Origin of the sequence: Boudabousia marimammalium (genome assembly GCF_001936115.1) — a bacterium.
Classification (GTDB): Bacteria; Actinomycetota; Actinomycetes; order Actinomycetales; family Actinomycetaceae; genus Boudabousia; species Boudabousia marimammalium.
Genome location: NZ_MPDM01000003.1, coordinates 13,427 through 33,587, shown reverse-complemented (window position 1 = coordinate 33,587; position 20,161 = coordinate 13,427). Strand labels below are relative to the sequence as shown.

14 protein-coding genes and 1 tRNA gene are annotated in these 20,161 nt (G+C 51.8%); 4 read left to right on the top strand and 11 right to left on the bottom strand.

Annotation, left to right across the window (positions count from 1 at the left end; genetic code table 11):
- Window positions 1–238 precede the first annotated feature (238 nt).
- Complete coding sequence (gene hemH / locus BM477_RS03165; RefSeq protein ID WP_075361237.1) at window positions 239–1,237, top strand: ferrochelatase; 999 nt, start codon at window positions 239–241, stop codon at window positions 1,235–1,237.
- A gap of 4 nt (window positions 1,238–1,241) precedes the next feature.
- Here hemH and BM477_RS03160 read toward each other — a convergent pair whose 3' ends face one another.
- Complete coding sequence (locus BM477_RS03160) at window positions 1,242–5,663, bottom strand: glycosyl hydrolase family 95 catalytic domain-containing protein (RefSeq protein ID WP_075361236.1); 4,422 nt, start codon at window positions 5,661–5,663, stop codon at window positions 1,242–1,244.
- A 210-nt stretch (window positions 5,664–5,873) separates the two neighbouring features.
- Between BM477_RS03160 and BM477_RS03155 the strand changes: the two genes are divergently transcribed.
- A complete protein-coding gene (locus BM477_RS03155; RefSeq protein ID WP_075361235.1) occupies window positions 5,874–7,313 on the top strand; it encodes a GuaB1 family IMP dehydrogenase-related protein in 1,440 nt (479 codons plus the stop codon).
- Between the two features lies 1 nt (window position 7,314).
- Here BM477_RS03155 and BM477_RS03150 read toward each other — a convergent pair whose 3' ends face one another.
- The 9 genes from BM477_RS03150 to BM477_RS03115 form a co-directional block, all read right to left on the bottom strand.
- A complete protein-coding gene (locus BM477_RS03150) occupies window positions 7,315–7,611 on the bottom strand; it encodes a hypothetical protein (protein ID WP_075361234.1) in 297 nt (98 codons plus the stop codon).
- 108 nt (window positions 7,612–7,719) lie between these two features.
- Window positions 7,720–10,632 carry an HtaA domain-containing protein gene (locus BM477_RS03145; RefSeq protein ID WP_075361233.1) on the bottom strand — a complete coding sequence of 971 codons (2,913 nt, stop codon included), beginning with the start codon at window positions 10,630–10,632 and terminating at the stop codon, window positions 7,720–7,722.
- A gap of 297 nt (window positions 10,633–10,929) precedes the next feature.
- On the bottom strand, window positions 10,930–11,070 hold the full coding sequence (locus tag BM477_RS08580) for a hypothetical protein (RefSeq protein ID WP_342741777.1): 141 nt from the start codon (window positions 11,068–11,070) through the stop codon (window positions 10,930–10,932).
- 307 nt (window positions 11,071–11,377) lie between these two features.
- The gene (locus BM477_RS08575) at window positions 11,378–11,836 is read right to left on the bottom strand and encodes an Nramp family divalent metal transporter (protein WP_342741776.1); all 459 of its coding nucleotides are present in this window, start codon (window positions 11,834–11,836) and stop codon (window positions 11,378–11,380) included.
- A gap of 411 nt (window positions 11,837–12,247) precedes the next feature.
- A tRNA-Ala gene (locus BM477_RS03135) sits at window positions 12,248–12,323 on the bottom strand.
- Between the two features lie 78 nt (window positions 12,324–12,401).
- Complete coding sequence (rsfS, locus tag BM477_RS03130) at window positions 12,402–12,779, bottom strand: ribosome silencing factor (RefSeq protein ID WP_143230189.1); 378 nt, start codon at window positions 12,777–12,779, stop codon at window positions 12,402–12,404.
- 56 nt (window positions 12,780–12,835) lie between these two features.
- A complete protein-coding gene (gene nadD, locus BM477_RS03125) occupies window positions 12,836–13,468 on the bottom strand; it encodes a nicotinate-nucleotide adenylyltransferase (protein ID WP_075361232.1) in 633 nt (210 codons plus the stop codon).
- 3 nt (window positions 13,469–13,471) lie between these two features.
- A complete protein-coding gene (locus BM477_RS03120; protein WP_075361231.1) occupies window positions 13,472–14,317 on the bottom strand; it encodes a class II fructose-bisphosphate aldolase in 846 nt (281 codons plus the stop codon).
- An 11-nt stretch (window positions 14,318–14,328) separates the two neighbouring features.
- Window positions 14,329–15,258, bottom strand: a complete 930-nt coding sequence (locus BM477_RS03115) for an ROK family protein (protein ID WP_075361230.1) — start codon at window positions 15,256–15,258, stop codon at window positions 14,329–14,331.
- 304 nt (window positions 15,259–15,562) lie between these two features.
- Here BM477_RS03115 and BM477_RS03110 point away from each other — a divergent pair, with 304 nt between their 5' ends.
- Together BM477_RS03110 and gnpA are read left to right on the top strand one after the other, a co-directional pair.
- Window positions 15,563–16,363 carry a DeoR/GlpR family DNA-binding transcription regulator gene (locus BM477_RS03110; RefSeq protein WP_075361229.1) on the top strand — a complete coding sequence of 267 codons (801 nt, stop codon included), beginning with the start codon at window positions 15,563–15,565 and terminating at the stop codon, window positions 16,361–16,363.
- Window positions 16,364–16,366: 3 nt separating this feature from the next.
- Complete coding sequence (gene gnpA, locus BM477_RS03105) at window positions 16,367–18,535, top strand: 1,3-beta-galactosyl-N-acetylhexosamine phosphorylase (RefSeq protein WP_075361228.1); 2,169 nt, start codon at window positions 16,367–16,369, stop codon at window positions 18,533–18,535.
- Between the two features lie 68 nt (window positions 18,536–18,603).
- Here gnpA and obgE read toward each other — a convergent pair whose 3' ends face one another.
- Window positions 18,604–20,121 carry a GTPase ObgE gene (gene obgE / locus BM477_RS03100; RefSeq protein ID WP_075361227.1) on the bottom strand — a complete coding sequence of 506 codons (1,518 nt, stop codon included), beginning with the start codon at window positions 20,119–20,121 and terminating at the stop codon, window positions 18,604–18,606.
- Between the last annotated feature and the right edge of the window lie 40 nt (window positions 20,122–20,161).

The window sequence follows — 20,161 nt, the reverse complement described above, 5'->3', positions numbered from 1 at the left end:
CCTGTTCTTGGTTCTATTCGAAATCAGCTTTGAATTGCTTTCTAGTTCCAGTAAACCAGTCCTTCAGTCCCCCAACAAGCATATCTGCCTATCCGGTCCGCCCAGCTGCGTATGCGGAGCTGAATGCGACAAATTTGCTTTCACAAGGGGCACGCCTATGCGATCATTGTCTGCAAACCTATCGACTCTGGGCTATTGTTATAGTGTTTTAATGACACTTTCCACAAAGAGGTCTTAAATGGCTAGGTCTACTGTCCCAGAAGTCAATGGTTCTGAAGGAATTATCGTCGTCGCTTTAGGGTCTCCGCTCGAGCCCACAGAAGCGGCAATCCGCGATTTCTTGAGAGAGTTTCTATCAGATCCTCGGGTAGTGGATTTTCCGCGTTTACTTTGGTTACCTATTTTGCATGGCCCTTTGTTGCGGAAACGTCCTCGGGAAGTCCTATCCCAATACGAGGCGATTTGGACCAGCGAAGGATCCCCCTTGCGTGCTATTACCAGCAGTCAAGTCCAATATCTACGAAACTTGTTGCCGCATGCGCGAGTCGAAGAAGCCTACCAGTACGGCAGCCCAAATCTGGTCGATGTGTACCGTGAGCTGGCTTCTGAGTGTAACCACATTACGGTGCTCCCAACCTACCCTCAGTATGCACCGGTGACGGTCGAATCTGTTTTAGATCGGGTTAATTGGGGTGTCCAAGCCGCAAAATCGGAAGGAAACGATACCCCTCATTTGACTGCTCTCTCTTGGCCGACACTACCGTCTTATGTGAACTGGTACGTCGGAGAAATTAAGCGGGAGCTGGCAGAAGAGCCAGTTGACGCGGTAATTTTTTCATGGCACGGCGTCCCAAAGCGAAAAGCACACAATCCGATTGAATACCAAGGGCAATGCCATTCCACTGCTATAGCAATAATGGAAGAATTGCACAAGCAAGGTGTAGATGTTTACTGGGAAGAGACTTTCCAATCAAAGTTTGGACCAGGAAAGTGGCTGGAACCGGCAACTATTGACCGAATGGCACAGCTTCCGGCCGAAGGGAAACGAAAGATTCTGGTTGTGAACCCTGGTTTCTTTGCTGACTGCTTGGAGACCATCTATGAGATGGACTCTCTCAATGCTGAACAGTTCCATCAGGCAGGCGGAGAGGCTTTTAGGCGCTTAGCTCCCCCCGATGGACAGCAAGGGGCGCACATGCTCGCTGAGCTGTACGCCTCCTTGTGTCCTAAGGGTTGATTGGTTAGACGCTCCGCTTCCGGTTGGCGAGCAGTATCACTCCAAGCAACAGTAGCGACCAAGAGATCACCGAAACCAACATTCCATTCACACCGGTGGCGCTGAGTGCAGCAGCCGTGGGCACCTTAGCTTTACCGTCAGGTGTTGACACAGCAACGCTTTCTGCAGCGGCATCTTCCGTGCTAGCATCCGGTTCAGGGGTCTCAGGCGTCTCATTGGTTACCGAGCTATCAGGATTCTCTTGAGTCGGGTTCGGCTCAGGACTCTCCACCGTCTCCGGGCTTACCCCAGGCTCAGGACTCTCCACCGTCTCCGGGCTTACCCCAGGCTCAGGACTCTCCACCGTCTCCGGGCTTACCCCAGGCTCAGGACTCTCCACCGTCTCCGGGCTTACCCCAGGCTCAGGACTCTCCGGCGAGGCAACCGCGCTGACCTCAATCTCGAAAGATCCAACTACATTCGGGGCTGAAAGTGAAGTCGCGGAGATGGTAACAGTTCCAGCTTTAACTGCCGTAACCATACCACTAGCGTCGACGGCGGCGACCTCCGAATCCGAAGACACCCAAGTTACCGTCTTATCCGTGGCCGTTTCTGGGGATACCTCAACAGTGAGAGCTTGGGTTTCGCCTTCGTTCATTGCAGGCTTACCCGATACTGCAATTGCTGTTACCGGCACGACAGGAGGTTTTTCAGCAACTAGATAGTTAGCACCAGCAGTCGTGTTGAACACTAGGAGGGTCTCCCCTGCCGAATTAGTGACAGTTTTGTGAGGCACAGCTTCAGGGGCGAGCGCATTACGGAAAGAGCTACCGGAACCAGCAACCACCGGCAGCATCGTCACCTGGTATTCCTTGGATCCGCCCTCGGTAATCTTAATCGCAGCCTGATTTCCCTTTCCAGAGTGTAGAAGAATGCGCTCCGCTTCTCCAGCTTCCCAATCGATACCAACTGTGAAGGCCCCGCGAGCAACCAGTCCGCGTATCTTTCCATCTGCCCATTGGTCAGGCAAGGCAGGCAGGATATTGGTGTAGTTCTGGTACTTCTTCCCGTCGGTACCAACAAATGTGGAGTTCGACTGCATCAGCATTTCGTTGACGCCAGAGGTGTTTCCGAAGTTTCCATCGATCTGGAACGGAGGGTGTACATCAAAGAGGTTCGCGTACATCGCGTTCTTGAGCTGCTTTTCAATCAGTTGATACGCATGGTTGCCATCACCGGTGCGGGCCCACGCATTGATGCGCTGCCCAACTCCCCAACCGGTAGCATCATCACCACGATAGGTCATCGAGGTCTTGGCGGCATCCATGTAAGTGGGGTTATCAACTGTGATTAGGTCACCGGGGAATAGACCCAGCATATGGGACATATGCCGGTGGTTGACCTGATAGCTCGGAATCGGAGAGCCGTCAAGCTTCTTACCAAGCTCACCTTCGAAGTACCATTCTTTAATCTGTCCGCTAGCGCCTACCTCGATAGGTTTGAGCAGGTTCTGCGCACAAGACCATGATCGGTTTGCACTACCATCAATGAAACGACCGGAGTCGTCCTTCGCCCAGTTGTCAACGCTACAGTTTTCTAGGTTTCCAACTAGACTATCGTCTACGCCTAGCGCTTGAGCAGACTCGATTGCGTCGTTAAGCATCTGCCATACTAGGGAGCTTTCGTAGGCGTTTCCATCAGTGCCCTGCGGACCGTGCTCTGCCGAGTAAGCAACACCAGTCGTCAGCCGCGGGGTACCGTCAGAGGCTGGCAAGAATCCCTTGTGCAGCATGTAGTCAACGTAGAAGTTCGACTCTTCCTTAAGCAGCGGATAAATCTCTGATTCGAGCTGTCCCTTGTCGCCACTGTATTCGTATGCTTCGTACACGTTCTGCAGTAACCAAGGCATTGCGGCTGGACTCCAGCCCCATGAGAAGGCGGCACCGGGGGTCGTCCACCCGTAGGCAGTATTCTCCGTGTGAACCATGTAGCCTTGCCCTTCACCCACCGGCGTACCGGGGGCAGTATTCGCGCCAGCGTAAATCTTGGCAGTAACGCGTCCTGGTTCGACCAACCCGGTCGCATAGGAAATCAGGGGTTTAGCCAGCTCCGCAAGGTTGGCAGAGTAGGTCGGCCAGTAGTTCATCTGCAGATTGACATTCATGTGGAAGTCAGAGCCCCAAGGTGTGCGACCGTGTGCATTGTCGTCAGCCGTGGATGACCAGATGCCTTGCAGGTTAGCTGGCAATTGGCTGTTCTCACGGGAGGAGCCAATGGTCAGATAGCGGCCATACTGGTAGACCTTGGTTTCTAGTTCTCGCTTCTGTGCTGGTGTTGCGGTCCCCGCATTATAGACATCTAGCAGTTTCTCAGTGTTTAGTTCTTCGTTCGCTGCTAGTTTGCTTTGACCAAGGTCAAGGGAGACCCTGTGGTAGAGCGCTTCGTGGTCGGCCACATGCGCGTCACGAACCGCACCGTAGCCTTTGTTAGCTGCATCTTGGATATTCTTAGCAACCCGCAGGTCCACCTGCTCAGCATCTTCGCCGGTGCGGTAGTTGGGGTATACCTGTTTATAGTCAGTGGCCGCAGCAATGTAAAGGGTGACTACGCTGGCGCCGCTGACGGTCAGTGATTCACCATCCTTGCTTGCTCCTACGGTTCCCTGATCCACGATTGCTTTGATTTTGGAGTTGTAGATTAAGCCGTTGTTGCCCAAAGCACCCTTAACGGTAAGTATGTCGCCGTTGACTTTAGTGCTGGCATCGGTTTTAGAGAAGCCCGGGTTTGGGTTTAGGCTAATCTTCAGGTTGAGTTCGGCTCCGTCTTCTGCCTTCAGTCTTGAGACCATCACATTGTCGGGGTTAGAAGCAAAGTATTCGCGAGTGTACTTCTTGCCGTCGTGCTTGAACGAAACGCTGGCTATTCCCTTATCAAGGTTCAGGTCGCGGCGGTATTCACTGAATGTAGTGTTGTTTCCGAAACCGTAGTCAATGAAGATGTTTCCCCAGTTTTGGTAGGAACCTTGCTGCCGGGCATCTTCACCGCCGGTGAGCCCGTGCGGATTGACTGTGTCTGCTCCCGCGGCTAGTTGGCGGTTGAGGCTACGCAAAGTGAGGCCGTCTCTACCCTTGTTACGGTTGTTGCCGCCGTTGTAGTTAGAGGTGGTGCCGGGCCCACCAGTCCAGAGGGTTTCCTCATTAAAAGTGATTCGTTCAGTGCCGATTTCACCCCAAACTGTGCCGCCGATCTTTCCGTTACCGACAGGCAGTGTCGTCTGTTGCCATTGGTTGTTATCACCCTGTCCGATGCTACCTGCAGGCAGACGAAGTTTGGTTTGAGAGGCGGGTTTCAGGTACCAGAGGAAATTGTCTCGGCTAGTATCGAGGGCGTCTTCGGTGTCGTTTGCAACAACAGTGTAGATGAGGAAGGTTGCAGACAAAGCGTGGTCATCATTGGATGTCACGGTGATGGGATGCCCACCCACCTGATTGGTATCGTAGTCGGTTCCACTGAGGGTGTACTGGTTTTCAGTCAATACGGTTTCTGACCCGTCCGCTGTGTTTACCAGCCTTACGGTAAGTCCTGTGGGATCAAAGCTCTCCCCCGCTTGGTATCGCGTCTTGGTCGGAGCAGTGACACTGAGGTATTCACCCTTTGCTTTGGTAGTAACTGTGAGCTTGGGACCCATATCTTGGTTTGCTCCGCTAAGCGATCCAGCGCCTTCGGTACTAGCAAATCGAATATCGTAGTGCTTACTTTCGCCAATCACAAATGTGACCACTTTATGGTCTGGCCCTTTGGCAAATTCTTCAGCAATAATCGCGGTGACATCGAGGTCGACTGGCGTACTAGAGTGCACGACCATTGAGTCTGCGTAGCGGGTGGACCCGAACGCGAAAGGCTGAGACTCTGCTATCGCTCGCCCATCTTCACCAGAGAAGCGTGGGCGAGTCGCCCAGGTAGCTTGTCCCGTCGGGCAGGAGCTGGCGTTATTTGTGCAGCTGGTGTCATCAACTGCGATCACCTTGATTGTATTGGTGTCTGTGGCTGAAGGAACATGGCCGCCAGCCCAACCTAAATAGGAGAGTCGCAAGATTGCATTTTGTGGTGCTTCGTCAAAAGCCGACAGGTTGAATGTCACCATGCCAGTCTTGGCATCGGTGCCGTCACCAGTGTTGGTGGAGTCGAATTGTTCTCCGAAGTACCCATGCCCATTCGGTTGTAGCGCGGCCACGTAGGGCTTAGCATTCATGCTCTGGATTTTTTCACCCGCCCATGCCTGTAGCGTGGTGTCCGCTAAAGCATTCAGCACAGTTGTGATTGTCTGCGCATTCGGGTCAGGCTCCGCAACAGCGACATTCGGAATCATTGCTGCCGGGACTATGAGGGCGACGGTTGCCGCTCCCCAAGCAATTAACCGTGTCTTTTTCAGTATCCGGTATGCCATACCAAGCTCCTTTGCCTGCGGAAAACTATCCTCTGCGATAGTTCATATTTTCTACTACCTATAAGTTTAGCTGTTGATTCGGGATTTGATAAGAGATATTTAGAAGTTAGTTGATTAAAACTTGCTCAAATGCGCGACTATTATCAATCAACTAAGATAGACGTCTGGTCAGGTGTACAGACCAGAATTACCTGCGTAAAATAGCGCAATATGCGCTTTCTTAACGATATAACTCCCCCGTATGAACTGACATACGACGACATTTTCATGGTCCCTTCTCTTTCTGAAATCCCTTCACGTTTCGATGTAAATCTCAGCTCAGATGATGGTACCGGTACCACCATGCCAATCGTGGTAGCAAATATGACTGCAGTGGCTGGTAAACGAATGGCGGAAACCGTAGCACGCCGCGGCGGCCTAGTTTGTATTTCTCAAGATATTCCCGCCGATTACGTAGCCAGAACTGTCGGCAAGGTTAAAGCCGCCAGCACTGTCTATGACACTCCCGTAAAGGTAGATAAGTCTTGCACTGTGACTGCCGCATTGTCGCTAATACATAAACGTTCTCATCGAGCTGTGATTGTTGTGGATGCGGAAAATCATCCGATTGGTGTGGTTCCTGAATCCTCTTTACACAACGTAGACCACTTCGCACAACTCCACACTATTATGGATCCCAATCCACTAACGCTACCCGAAGGCATCTCTCCAGATGAGGCTTACGCAGAGCTAACCAAAGAGCGTCTAGGCGTCGCTGCTATCGTAGATAAAGAGAACCACCTAGTTGGGGTACTTACCTCTAAGGGTTGTGTTCGGTCGACTATCTATCAACCAAATGTGGATTCAGCAGGAAAGCTACGAATCGCCGCCGCTGTGGGCATCAACGGAGACGTGGCGGGTCGGGCGGAGCAGCTGGTCGCAGCTGGGGTTGATGTGCTAGTTGTTGATACTGCTCACGGACATCAAAGGAAAATGGTTGACGCTTTGCAGGCGATTAAAGCAAGCGGAATTACTGTTCCTATTGTGGCCGGTAATATCGTCACTGCAGATGCAGTTGATGACTTAGTCTCTGCAGGTGCAGATATCTTAAAGGTAGGTATTGGCCCGGGCGCAATGTGCACTACTCGTATGGCCACAGCGGTTGGCCGCCCTCAGTTCTCTGCTGTGCTGGAGTGCTCTCAGCGCGCTCATGCACTGGGCAAGCATGTCTGGGCTGATGGTGGGGTAAGGCACCCTCGAGATGTCGCCCTCGCGTTGGCTGCAGGTGCTTCAAATGTGATGGTTGGTTCATGGTTCGCAGGGACCTATGAGTCTCCGGGAGATATTGTCCTTGATGGTCAGGGCAAGCCGTACAAGGAAAACTATGGAATGGCTTCGCGTCGCGCTGTTACCAATAGGAACGCGCAAAGCGATAGCTTTGACCGCGCTCGGAAATTGCTTTTCGAGGAGGGAATTAGTACCTCGCGCATGTATTTGAGCCCTTCAGCTCCATCTGTGGAAGATATTATTGACCGGATTCTCGCTGGTGTACGTTCTTCTTTCACCTATGCCGGTTCGCGGAATCAAGCCGAGTTTCGAGAGCGAGCAATCGTGGGAGTTCAAAGTGCCGCTGGATACAAGGAAGGCGCACCGGTCAGCCAGTCCTGGTAAGTTATTGGCCCCGCTTTTGGTCGTTTTCTCTTGCCGCTATCGGATGAGAGGACAGAAGTTTTTGTGCCATCAATCTAACTTTCCACTCTCTCCTCGTGTCCTCTTCCCCACTGTTGGCGGCCGTAATCGCGTTTTGCCTAGACAGGCGTATCGAACCCTGCATGGCTTGAAATGTATCGATGGTGGTAGATGCCAACTCGGCACGACTTGCTAGCGGAGCTCTCTGAGCCGCCCGCAGCACGTGGGACGAGGGCGAGGGCGTGCTGGCAAGATCGGTGCGCAGCAGGAGAACGCGCATTACTTACCTAGCAAAGAACTAGTTTGGGGTCGGGGCCGGAAAGAATAACCCTTCCCACCCCGACCCCAAAGCCGGTAAATCAACGCACCTAGACAGACACTGAAACCCCTACTTAGCTGGCGCTAAATGATTATGCTTCAGCCGGTACAAGAACGCAGCCATCGCATCACGACGGATTGGCTCACCAGGATGGAACGTACCATCATCCCAACCAGTAGAAACCTTAGCCGCAGCCAACCAAGTAATCTCACGACCAAACTGACTCCCAGCCACATCCTTGAACACCTTAGCGTTAGAAACATCCAAAGTATCGGGATTAATAGCCGACGCACACTGATCAGGCATCTGGTCACAGAACCGGTACAAGAACGCTGCCATCGCCTCACGACTGACCGGCGCCAACGGACGATAAGTACCATCATCCCAGCCGGTGGAAATACCAGAAGCACGCATCCAAGCAATCTCCTTAAAGAACTGATTATTCTTCGGCACATCCTTAAACGCAGGCTTAGAAATATCAACGGCCGGGCTACCAGCCGCACGATACAAGAACGCAGCCATCGCATCACGATTAACCGACTTCAACGGACCATAAGTCCCATCCTTATAACCAGTACTAATATTCTCAGACGCCATCCAAGCAATCTCACCAGCAAACATCCGCGAAACAAACACATCCTTAAACGTGCTCTTTGCAGGAGCCGGCGCCTCGGCACGATGCAAAACCATTTCCACAGAAGGCTCAACACTCGGCTCCGGAGTACAGTTTTCTACTGTTGTTTTCACGATTTCGAAGGCCAACGGGTCTAGTTCCTTACCAGCAGCGTAGAAGCCACCCATGGGCTCCACTGCAGTATCGGTAAGGGTGACTGTTTTGAACGAAACCCGCTGATTCTCGATTACTGGCGCGGACAGATTCGCGAAGTCGATTCTCTTTGGAGCGGGAACTTCAGTGGCTCCCAATGGCTTTGAAGCAACCACCAAAGATAGTTTCCACTGCTCGTTCTGCTTCACAATCTGAGGATCTGAAACAGACAAATCTAGCTGCCCGTGATGACCAGTGAAGCGCACCTTACCGGTGAAGTTTACGGCAGAAAAATCATCCAAATCTATAGTTTGACCATCTGCAAGGGGGAAGACAAATTCTCCACTAGCGCCTTCTAGAAGCTCCCAAGCCCCGCGGGCAGGTCCCTTCTTGATGTAATCACGGAAAGATGATTTCAGTCCCCAATTAAGGTTGCCGCTATAGGTTGTCTGCGATTCGCACTTGCCCTGGTTAGGTGTTTCTGGTGCGGGGATATCAGCAAAAACTGCCGTGACTTTAACATGCTTTGCAGGCATCACAAAAGACGTTGAGGTGGCGGTCTTATCAGCAAAAGTCACACCTTCAGCCTCCCAGGTTTCGAAGACTTTGTCCTCACTGGGCGCGTCCGCGGTAAGGGAGACAGTCGCGCCTACAGGGTACTCTTGCGCATCCGCGGTACCACCCTCGATTTTCACTTCAAACTTGAGTACTTCTGGATTCATCTCCACTGGTTTTTTGACCCTGAGCTTACGGCCCAACCAATCGAATGCGCTCAAATCAGTATTCTTGTTGAAGTCTAGGCGCACCTGCTGCAGATTGTTTGCTTTGCCTTCCCAATTGGTGAGAGAGCTAAAGTCTTCAATAAAATTATGGCGTAAATCTACGCGTTCAATCACTCGCAGATTTGCCAGCGGTGATGGATCCACAATCCTGTTATGCGACAGATTAAGCCGACGCAGGTATGGGTCCTTTGCGAGAGCGGAAATATCATTAATCTTATTATGGTTAAGATCGACAGATTCCAGATTCTCTGAGTCTTCAGGAAGCCCGGAGATGTCAATAATCGCATTCTCGTAAGCATCAAGTTTCGTAAGCGAAGCAAGATTCTTCAGCCCATCAAGATTCGTCAACCGGTTGTTTTCAACGGCAAGGTTAGTTAGTTTCGGTGAATCCTCAAGTCCAGCCAAAGAGGTAAGTTCATTGTACCCTGCGTCAAGGTCTACGAGCTTCTTAAGGCCCTTCAGAGGAGAAAGATCCGAGATCTTATTACGGTTGACCCGCAGACGGGAAAGGTTTTTAGCATGTTGTAAACCTTCCAGAGATTTTACCTGCTCGGCTTCTGGCTTATTTGGATTAATGCATGTGAAAGCCTGCAGCATCTCCATGTGCTTGTTGACGATCGGGAGACCTTCTCGAAGGTTCACTTCCCCTTTAAGTTCATCAATAATACAGCGGCGTAAAACCGGATCAGGAACCTCAACTTCTTTAACCGGCTCATCAGGATCGGAAAGTAATGGCGCGTCATCGGAGGCGTATTCACCCGGGAAAATCTCAGCAAGTTCAGGTTCCGGGAGGCCAGCCCCGGACACATGCTCAGTAGCTTTGATCACCGCTACCAGTGGCTGCCTAATCTGTCCGCCGTAGAAACCGAAAGCTCTGGTAGCCAGATCGGTCAAAACCGGTTTCTTGGAGTGAACGACAAGGTACCCGTCCCGCTTTTCAATCTGCAGGTCATTCAGGTCCGCCAGTATTGCCTGGGTTTCACTAACCGGAGTTTCGTCGACCATCGTGCCTTGATTAGCGACGTCCACCAGTAGTTTCTTATTTGCTAGGTCAATAGTCGGGTTAGCTAGGGTTACGTCGAGGATGCCCCCATACTTTACCCAGTGAACTGTACCTGAGAACTTGATTTGAGAATCTGGCTCAGATACCTTGATAACGGCATTATCTGCCGACATTCCCCATAGCAGTTGATGTCCCTTAGCTAGAACATCCACTCCATCCTTGTCTTCACAGCCAGTAATCTTGGCGCTGTCATCAGTACAGGGAGTTCTTCCCACATAGTCGCGGAAACTGGTGACAAAGTCCCAGTTCATCGCTCCGGCAATGGGAGTGAAATCATCGTCAGCCGCTTGCGCTATCGCCGGTGTGGCAAAGCTCCCAAGGGCTAGTACTAATGCTGCCGCACCGGCAACTGAACGGAATCTCTTGAGCATATTTCCTCCGAGGTTTATAACACTGCCTCACCTGCATATATTAGGCGAGCCTCACCAACCCTAATGGAATCAGGTAAGACTCACAAGCAAGAAATACGACAGATTTGAAGCCTGTAGCAACAAGTTAAGAAGATAAGAATGGCGTATTTTCAGAACATATAAGAAGATTTATCTGACACTATCGCAAATTTATCTGACAGTATGAGATAACCCACAGCTGTGCAGATTTGGAGAAATATGCGCCTTTGGTCTGACATTAGCCGAATACTGTCACTTTAGTGAACGGCCCCTTCCTCGTCACTCAATCCCAAAAGCCAGCAACAGAATCAAGGCCAGATTCAAGGCGATAACTAATCCCGCAATCACCCGGGCAATCACGGTGAGCCTCTTTGGGTTCACGCACTCCCCCATGATTTCCCGGTTCACAGTCAGATTCACCAGTAGCACTAGAGCGAAAGGAATACCTACCGACGAAACACCTGACCAAGGCCCACGTCGAGTTTATCGCAATCTCAAAAGCTATCCCCACTACTGAGCCCAGAGCAGTCGCGATCTCCCGATGTGCACCCTAGATAGAGTCAGTTCCTGCAACCCCTGATAAGTTACCAGCAGCCAACAATAGCATTGCGATATTGACGGAACCGGCAATCACCAAAGAGACAAAAACATCCAGTCTGGTAGCACGAAGCAACCTTGGAGCAGTAACCTCAGTATTGACCTCATCGCGATTTGCAACTAATGCAGATTACGCATAAATCGCGTGAGGCATAACAGTAGCACCCAACATGGACGCAACCAGCAACTCGGGCCCTTCAGAACGTAGAACCAAACCTCTAGCGGTCGCTATCCAATCTGTGTCCCCATAGACAAGTCCCAGTACAAATCCAATGGTGATGATGATTAGCATAAATGTAATGGTCTGTCCGAAACGGCCTGCTCCAGAATAGTCACGGATTAAGAGCAGACCAATCAAAACTGCGTAAGTAATGAACCCAGAAAGCAGAAGCGGGATGTCAAAAAGCAGATAGCGGGCAAGTGCGCCACCAATAACCTCGGCAAGATAAGTGCCAATAGCAACCAGTTCGGCTTGGATCCAATACGCGATGCGAGGGCCTCCGGACATGTGCTCACCAAGAATATCGGGAAGCGATTTATTTGTCGCAATACCCAGTTCCGCCGACAAATACTGGAAAAGCATAGCCATGATATTCGCCGTCACCAACACCCACACCAGCAACTAACCGTATTGCAAACCAGCAGTTAGGTTTGCGGCAACGTTACTAGGGTCACCGTAGGCGACAGCGGCCACAAAGGCAGACGCCAGTAACCGAACTAAACTACGGTTCTTCGCTTCTATCCTCATCCACTACCCGCTTAAATATCTCCCTCCCTATTTGCTTCAGAACAGTGCTTCAAACGGCTACCAATTGCTACAAAACCGCTATATTTCAACAATACTGCTAGCGAGTTCGGGACAAGATCATGACGAAATAGGAAACGAGCCACCAAACAAATATATGCGCCCTTCGCGCTTAAGGACTCGAAAGCCACCAGGAAAGGTATCTCTAGCAAAAAATCCCCAATCTAGGAAAACCTAAATCAAGGGAGCTTATTATGGTGGAGCTAGGGGGAATCGAACCCCCGACCTCTTCCATGCCATGGAAGCGCGCTACCAACTGCGCTATAGCCCCGTGCAACCATCAGGTGCAACGAAAGAAAACTATACCCAATGTGTAGACTTGACTCAAACCGAACGAGGGTGTTGCGTCTCACAAGTCGAGTGAAGCCTCCGGAAGATCAAGCTGGACCTTTGGACAATCGGCCCAAAGTCGTTCCAAATCGTAGTGCTCACGGTCTTCGCTATTGAAAACATGCACCACACAATAGTCATAATCCATTAGAACCCAGCGGCCTTGTGCAGCACCCTCCCTACGCAAAGGACGAATCCCTTTCTCAACCATCGCATCATCGATAGCATCAGCTATCGCCCGCACTTGGCGCTCAGAGTCCCCGGAAACAATCAAGAAGATGTCAGTCAAAAAGACATGCCCGCCTACCTCTAAAGCAACCGGATCAACTCCACCTTTTTCGATAGCTGCTCGGGCAGCAGTCTGCGCCATCTCATAAGCCTTCTCAGAAACGCCCACGTTTTCCTCTCAAATACTTTAAGTGCGCACCGCGCATTCACAACAATAGAATTGTATCAGTTCAACAAAGAGAAAGACGCCTCCGTAGCTGTCAGACTAGGAGAATTCTTGTATAAGCGATACTTCATGATGTACTGCACCACCCCATCAGGAACCAAGTACCAGACCGGGTCACCGTGAGCTACACGCTCCCTACAATCAGTAGACGAAATGGCCATAGCCGGCACCTCTACCAGTGAAACGCGCTGCGCCACGCCCTCAGGCACTTCTAGAGTGTGTCCCGGACGGGTAACACCCACGAAATGAGCCATCTCCAACACCTTCTCAGCATCCTTCCAATCCAGAATGCGACGGAGCGCATCCGCACCTGTAATGAAGAAGGCTTCCACATCAGTACGGTCTCCAAATAGGTCCGTGAGAGTATCGATGGTGTAGGTAGTCCCACCCCGATCGATATCCACTCGAGAGACAGAAAACGATGGGTTGGATGCTGTCGCAATCACTGTCATCAAGTAGCGATGCTCAGCGGGGGTTACAGTTCGCCCATTCTTAAAAGGTTGCGCTGCAGTAGGAACGAAAATAACTTCGTCCAAATCGAAAGCCGACTGGACACCTGAGGCGGCGACCAAGTGTCCATGATGGATGGGATCAAAAGTTCCACCCATTACCCCGATTCTGCGCTTTCTCACAGGCTACCCTTCGTTCGTTAAGCTGTACATCTTCAGTAAACGGTACACCTCGTCGAACACCGCGGCATTACCAGCTTGGAAATACTTGCGCGGATCAACAACCTCAGAGTCTGCGGTCAGATATTCCCTAACCGCCTTAGTGAAGAGCACATTGAGGTGAGTTGAAACATTAATTTTGGTCATCCCAGACTCAATCGCGGAAATAATCCCGGCATCCGGCACCCCAGAAGATCCGTGGAGCACCAAGGGTACAGAGACCTTAGAAGCGATAGCGGCAATCAGCGCATTGTCTAGCTCTGCGCCGCGAGTAGTCATCGCATGCGAAGAACCCACCGCCACAGCCAACAAATCAACCCCAGTATCAGCAACGAACTTAGCGGCGTCATCAGGATCGGTACGAGCCGAAGGATCATGCACCCCGTTCTTTCCACCGACTTCGCCCAGCTCTGCCTCTACAGAAAGCCCAGCAGCATGACAGAAGTCGACCACCTTAGCCGTCGTGTCACGATTAAGCTGATCGGGGAGCTTCGAACCGTCATACATCACGGAGGTAAAACCAGCCGCGACGGCTTTGCGACACAAATCCACATCCTCGGCGTGATCCAAATGGGCCACCACCGGCACTGCAGCGCCACGCGCACAAGCTAAGATAGCATCAGCGATAGGCTCAAAAGCGCCATGGTATTTCACGGCATTCTCACTCAGCTGCAAAACTACCGGAAGCTCAGCGCGTTCCGCGGCGCGAACAAACTGTTCGGCATGATCTAGTAGCACCACATTGAAGGCACCAAGACCGACGCCCTGCTTCTGAGCCTGCTCAGAAACCGATTTCAAATCCACCAAACTCATCTTGAATCCCCTTAGTTATCACGATTTTCGCGCAATGCAGCCTGATATGCAATGCCTTTGGTTTGCGCCCAAGATCCCAGCTTGGCACCGATAATTTCCGGCTCAGGCAACACGCCAATACGGGCTCTCACCTTCATCCGAAGCGGATTAATCAGGTCCGGCCCAGCTTCTGCTAGTCCGCCACCAATCACAATACGAACACGACCCAGCAGAGCGACCGAGGCAACGATCGTATCTGCCAGAGCCTCACAGGCCTCATCGATTACCTGCTTCGCAACCGAGTTACCCTCCCTAGCTTTCTCAAAGACTTCACGCGCACCATCGATTTCATCATATGCAGTACGTTCCAGGAAACGGCGAGCAATCGAGCCAGCAGAAGCAATCTTCTCCACCGGCTGCCGCTGAGAGGGATTGAAAGGATCAGCAATAATATTCTGACCGACCTCACCGGCCCACCCTCGGCCTACCCGAGGACGACCGTCAATAATCACGCCAGCCGCAATGCCGGTACCAATCGCTAAGAAGACGGTGTCAGGACCAGCTTCGCCCCAGCGGGATTCGGCTAATGCTCCAGAACGCACATCATGACCCAAGACCACTGGACGACCGGTTGCTTCCTCCATCATCTGCGCCATGGGGACATTTTCCCAGCCCAGATTAACGGCGAGAACCGCCAAGCCGTGTTCCTCATCAACCACGCCGGGAACAGCGACGCCAATGGTTTCGTATACCTGAGAGGGAGTGATGACGCCGTCCGCGCCTGCAATGCGCCCGGCCTCAATCTCACCCTCATACCACCGCACGATACGACCCACCTGCGCGCAAAGACCTTCAGCACCATAAGGGGTAGGAGTCTGCAACTTCTGGTACAGTTCACCAGTTTCATCACAGAGAGCGGATTTAATGGTGGTTCCACCAACATCTATAGCTAAAACGTACATTCAGTACCTCTCCCGCGTAGAAGTAAAAGGGATGATTCAGCAGGACTCGAACCAACGCTGGTAACACACATAATCCCACCTTCACGCATCGTCTCAGTCACTTAGCACTCGAACAAGTTCTCTAGTATTCTGGTATCCGCACAGCTTCATTGTTCTACCATTATTGCACACGAACCGACGTTTGCTGACCAAAAGACTCCGTTTTGCACAATATAAAGCATCATTTCTAGGTTAGAATAGCCTGTGAGCAGTCAGGCACTACAAAGCAATGACGCTTTGTACTTCAGCATGAGGAAAGGTTAATATGAATCGCTCAGAAAGACTGGGACACCTGATCAACATGGTGGTTGAACAAGGTGCGGTAACAATTGACGAAATTGTGGACCAATTAGAAGTCTCAGGCGCTACTGCACGACGCGACCTAGACATGCTGGCTAAACAACAACTGCTAATCCGCACCCGTGGTGGAGCTAGGGCAAACTCCGCCACCGGAGATTTGCCATTGCGCTACCGGACATCGCGGCAGAGCGGAGAAAAGATTCGGCTGGCGAAGGCTGCAGTAGATTTAATCAAACCCGGTTCCACAATCTCATTAAATGGTGGCACTACAATGACGGAACTGGCTTTCGAACTAGGCATCCGCTCCGACCAAGATGAGCGATTCCAGCATGATCCCGTAACTGTTGTCACCAACGCTATTAATATCGCAAACGACCTCACTGTACGTGACAACATCCGTGTCGTTTGCACTGGCGGCGTTGCCCGCACCCGCTCATACGAGCTGGTGGGAACGCTAGCCTCACTAATTTTGCCTCGTATCAATATAGATTTGGCATTCTTCGGCTTTGATGGATTGAGCGCCCGCGACGGGTTCTTCACCCACAATGCTGAAGAAGCTGCTATTAACCAGTCCATGATTGTGCGAGCAAAACAAGTTGTAGCGGTAGGCGATCACACCAAGCTCGCCCAGACAGCTTTCGCCAAGATCTGCGATTTCAGCAAGGTAGACCATCTCCTCATCGGAGCTGGAGCCGCCCCTGAAATCTATGAAACGCTACAGCGCAATGGTATGGCAACCACCGTAATTTTAGATAACAAGGAGTAAAAGATGACTTCAACTGGGCGCGTTACCCTACCCATTGAGGTGGGAATGGATGAGCAAATTATTGAACTCATCCAGCGCTTGGGCGCAGACGCAGTTCGCAATTCGGACGGCACTGACCTGCCCGCTATCGCCGCTGATTTGGCTGTAAAAATCTACGCCACCTATTTCCCTGCCAGAGGCGATAATGAATGGGCGCAGACGCATACCAATGAGTCAACCCACTTCTACCTGATGTCGCCTAGAGTCACCTCTTTGCGGGGCGGAGATTTGACTATCGACATCATGGACGGCTACTACGAGCAGCAGGTTTCTCCCGATACGGATGTTGATGTGCGCCGTATGTGGCAGGTCCATGACCGTACTACCAATACGGAAGTTCCGGTGGAACAGTGGGATCACGAAGGCCGTCTGGTTACTGTACATAACACCATCCCAGGCCACGTTTACACGGTCAACTTCTTCGCCCGTCAGCTGTGGGACTCCACCCAAATGTACAACTACATCACTAACGACTGGCATCTTGATCCTGCCCGCCAGAAGCAAGCCCCTTATGACGTGCGCGGGACAGAAACTTGGGAGTATATGAAGCACACCATGAACTCCTGGTGTGAAGAAAACCCTGAGATCGATGTGGTTCGTTTTACCACTTTCTTCTACCATTTCACCTTGGTGTTCAATACCTTGGGCAAGGAGAAATTCGTTGACTGGTTTGGTTACTCAGCTTCAGTTAGCGTCGCTGGCCTTGACGCCTTCGAAGAGGAATACGGTTACCGTTTAACCGCTGAAGACTTCATTGATCAGGGTTATTACAACAACCCTTTCCGTTCCCCGTCGCCGCGTTTCAAGGACTGGATGGACTTCCAGCACCGCTTCGTTACTTCCCGCGCCAAGGAACTGGTTGATATCACCCACGCCCACGGCAAGGAAGCCATGATGTTCTTGGGCGACAACTGGATTGGTATGGAACCCTACGGCGAGCACTTCCCCGAGGTCGGTCTGGATGCAGTCGTTGGTTCCGTGGGTTCTGCAGCGACCTGCCGCATGATTTCTGATATTCCGGGAGTGAAGTACACTGAGGGACGTTTCCTACCCTACTTCTTCCCTGATGTTTTCAACAACGAGGGAGACCCGATTGGTGAAGCCAACCAGTCCTGGTTGAACGCCCGCCGTGCAATCGTTCGTTATCCCTTGGATCGCATGGGCTATGGTGGCTACCTCTCCTTGGCTGTACAGTTCCCCGCTTTTGTTGACCGCGTGGAAGAGATTTGTGCAGAGTTCCGTCAGATTCACGAAGAGTCGCAAGGAACCCGTCCGCAGAACGCTCCTTTCACGGTCGGCATTTTGAATGCTTGGGGCAAGGTGCGTTCTTGGCAGACCAATATGGTTGCTCATGCCTTGTGGTACAAGCAGATTTACAGCTACGTTGGGGTAATCGAGAGCCTAGCGGGCCTTCCCTTCGACGTAAAGTTCTACAGCTTTAATGACCTCCGCGATGGAGTTCCAGAAGAAGTTGGCGTACTTTTGAACGCTGGTCCGGCCGGTACCGCTTTCTCTGGTGACGTGGCTTGGGATGACCCAGAACTGGCTGCCACGATTCGCACTTGGGTTGCCGAGGGCGGCGCTTTCATAGGTATCGGTGAACCTTCTGCGTATCCTAAGGGAGGTGCTTTCATGCAGCTCTCGGACGTTATGGGTGTCGAGCGCGAAGTTGGCTTGACCTTGAACACTGATAAGTATGATGAGCCCCAAGGCGAGCACTTCATCACCACCGATCTCTCTGAAGAGTTCTACGACGGGGAGGGTGCCGGAGACGTGTATTCCATCGCCCCTGACACTCAGGTGCTGCGGATGAAAGATGGTTCCGTCCAGCTCGCTACCCATGAGTATGGCCGAGGACGCGCCGTGTACATGTCTGGTCTACCGTACTCTACTGAGAATTCTCGTCTTCTCCATCGGGCGCTCTTCTGGGTTACCGGACGTGAACATGATTTCTCTCGTTTCTGGTACTGCGAGAACCCTGAACTCGAAGTAGCTTACTATCCGAATGTTCGTAAGTTCTTGGTTTACAACAACTCGGAAGAAACACAGTCCTCTGTTGTCCACGGTTTGGGTAGGGAGTGGCCAGTCCACCTGTCCCCCGTTGGTTTCCTTTGGATGGACCTGACTGATTAAAACATATGAAAGGCGGCGCTGGGAAACCGGCGCCGCCTTTCATATAGCTCAAGTGAGCAGAAGCTAGATTAATCTTCTGGATCAGTCCAGATGCCTTCTTCACGTTCAGTCCACAACTGCTCGCGTGCAGCAGCTTTTGCGTCCATTCGCTCATAGTATTCTTTGCGCTTTTCACCGCGCGTCTTACGGTCGCTGGTCTCAAGACGCAAGTCAGTGCCCCGACGACCAAGCAGTTCCGCTCCAGTCACCATGGTGGGCTCCCAGTCGAAGATTACACCACCATCTAGGTCTCCGATAACCACCGTATCACCTGGTTTTGCGCCCGCTCTGAAGAGTTGGTCTTCAACACCGGCACGCGCCAAGCGGTCTGCTAGATAGCCGACTGCCTCGTCGTTACCGAAATCAGTCTGGGCAACCCAGCGTTCCGGCCGGGAACCGCGAACCTGATAAATATCCTCACCGTTGGCGTGCACCATGCGAACTATTATCTCAGTCTGGTCTTCACTCCGGGGACGAATCATAACAGGTGTTTGCTCATCAATAACAGGTAGTGAAGCGCGGTGCGCTAGCACCATTTCGGCTAGCGCAAAGTTCAGTTCCTTCAAACCAAGGTGCGCTAGAGCAGATACTTCGTAAACGGGGTATCCAAGATCTGCCAGTTCGGCGTGAACCATGCTGGCCAACTCCTGGCCATCAGGGACATCAATCTTGTTTAGAACTACCAGACGGGGACGCTCCATTAACGGCACGTACCCTTCGATTTCTCCCAAATCACCCTCATAGGCTCCTAGCTCACGCTCTATCGCACGCAAGTCAGTCAAGGGATCACGGTCAGTTTCCAAAGCGGCAGTATCGATGACGTGGACAATCACTGCACAGCGTTCAATATGACGTAAAAACTCGTGCCCAAGACCTTTACCTTCTGATGCTCCCGGAATCAGACCGGGAACATCAGCAATCGTGTACCTGGTAGATCCAGCTTGAACGACACCCAGATTGGGAATCAAAGTCGTAAAAGGATAGTCAGCAATCTTGGGACGGGCGGCAGACATTGCCGCGATGAGAGATGATTTGCCGGCTGAAGGGAAGCCCACTAAGGCAACATCTGCCACCGATTTGAGTTCCACCCGGTAAGAAATCTCTTCGCCAGGTTCGCCCAACAGTGCGAAGCCTGGGGCTTTACGACGTTTAGAGGCCAAGGCGGCATTACCCAGCCCTCCGCGACCACCAGCTGCCAGCACAAACCTGCTACCTTCGCCAGTAAGGTCAGCTATTAGATTGCCCTGCAAATCTTTTACCACAGTTCCAGATGGAACTGGAAGAATTAGGTCCTCACCGTTCTTACCTTCACGGTGGTCACCCATGCCAGGCTGCCCGTTCTCTGCGCGCCGATGCGGTGAACGGTGGTAGTTCAGCAGCGTAGTTACCTGTGAGTCCACTTCCAAAATCACATCGCCACCGTTGCCACCGTTGCCACCATCGGGGCCACCGAGTGGCTTAAATTTCTCACGATGAACAGAGGTGCAACCGTGTCCTCCATTGCCACCTTGGGCGTGGATAGTTACGGCGTCAACAAAGGATGCCATTGCTTACTCCTTGCTCGATTTACGTGAAGATACACATCGG

Excerpts from the sequence above, each read along its gene's own strand:
- hemH (WP_075361237.1), top strand. The coding sequence starts at position 239 with ATGGCTAGGTCTACTGTCCCAGAAGTCAATGGTTCTGAAGGAATTATC.
- BM477_RS03160 (WP_075361236.1), bottom strand. The coding sequence starts at position 5,663 with ATGGCATACCGGATACTGAAAAAGACACGGTTAATTGCTTGGGGAGCG.
- BM477_RS03155 (WP_075361235.1), top strand. The coding sequence starts at position 5,874 with ATGCGCTTTCTTAACGATATAACTCCCCCGTATGAACTGACATACGAC.
- BM477_RS03150 (WP_075361234.1), bottom strand. The coding sequence starts at position 7,611 with ATGCGCGTTCTCCTGCTGCGCACCGATCTTGCCAGCACGCCCTCGCCC.
- BM477_RS03145 (WP_075361233.1), bottom strand. The coding sequence starts at position 10,632 with ATGCTCAAGAGATTCCGTTCAGTTGCCGGTGCGGCAGCATTAGTACTA.
- BM477_RS08575 (WP_342741776.1), bottom strand. The coding sequence starts at position 11,836 with ATGGCTATGCTTTTCCAGTATTTGTCGGCGGAACTGGGTATTGCGACA.
- BM477_RS03120 (WP_075361231.1), bottom strand. The coding sequence starts at position 14,317 with ATGAGTTTGGTGGATTTGAAATCGGTTTCTGAGCAGGCTCAGAAGCAG.
- BM477_RS03115 (WP_075361230.1), bottom strand. The coding sequence starts at position 15,258 with ATGTACGTTTTAGCTATAGATGTTGGTGGAACCACCATTAAATCCGCT.
- BM477_RS03110 (WP_075361229.1), top strand. The coding sequence starts at position 15,563 with ATGAATCGCTCAGAAAGACTGGGACACCTGATCAACATGGTGGTTGAA.
- gnpA (WP_075361228.1), top strand. The coding sequence starts at position 16,367 with ATGACTTCAACTGGGCGCGTTACCCTACCCATTGAGGTGGGAATGGAT.
- obgE (WP_075361227.1), bottom strand. The coding sequence starts at position 20,121 with ATGGCATCCTTTGTTGACGCCGTAACTATCCACGCCCAAGGTGGCAAT.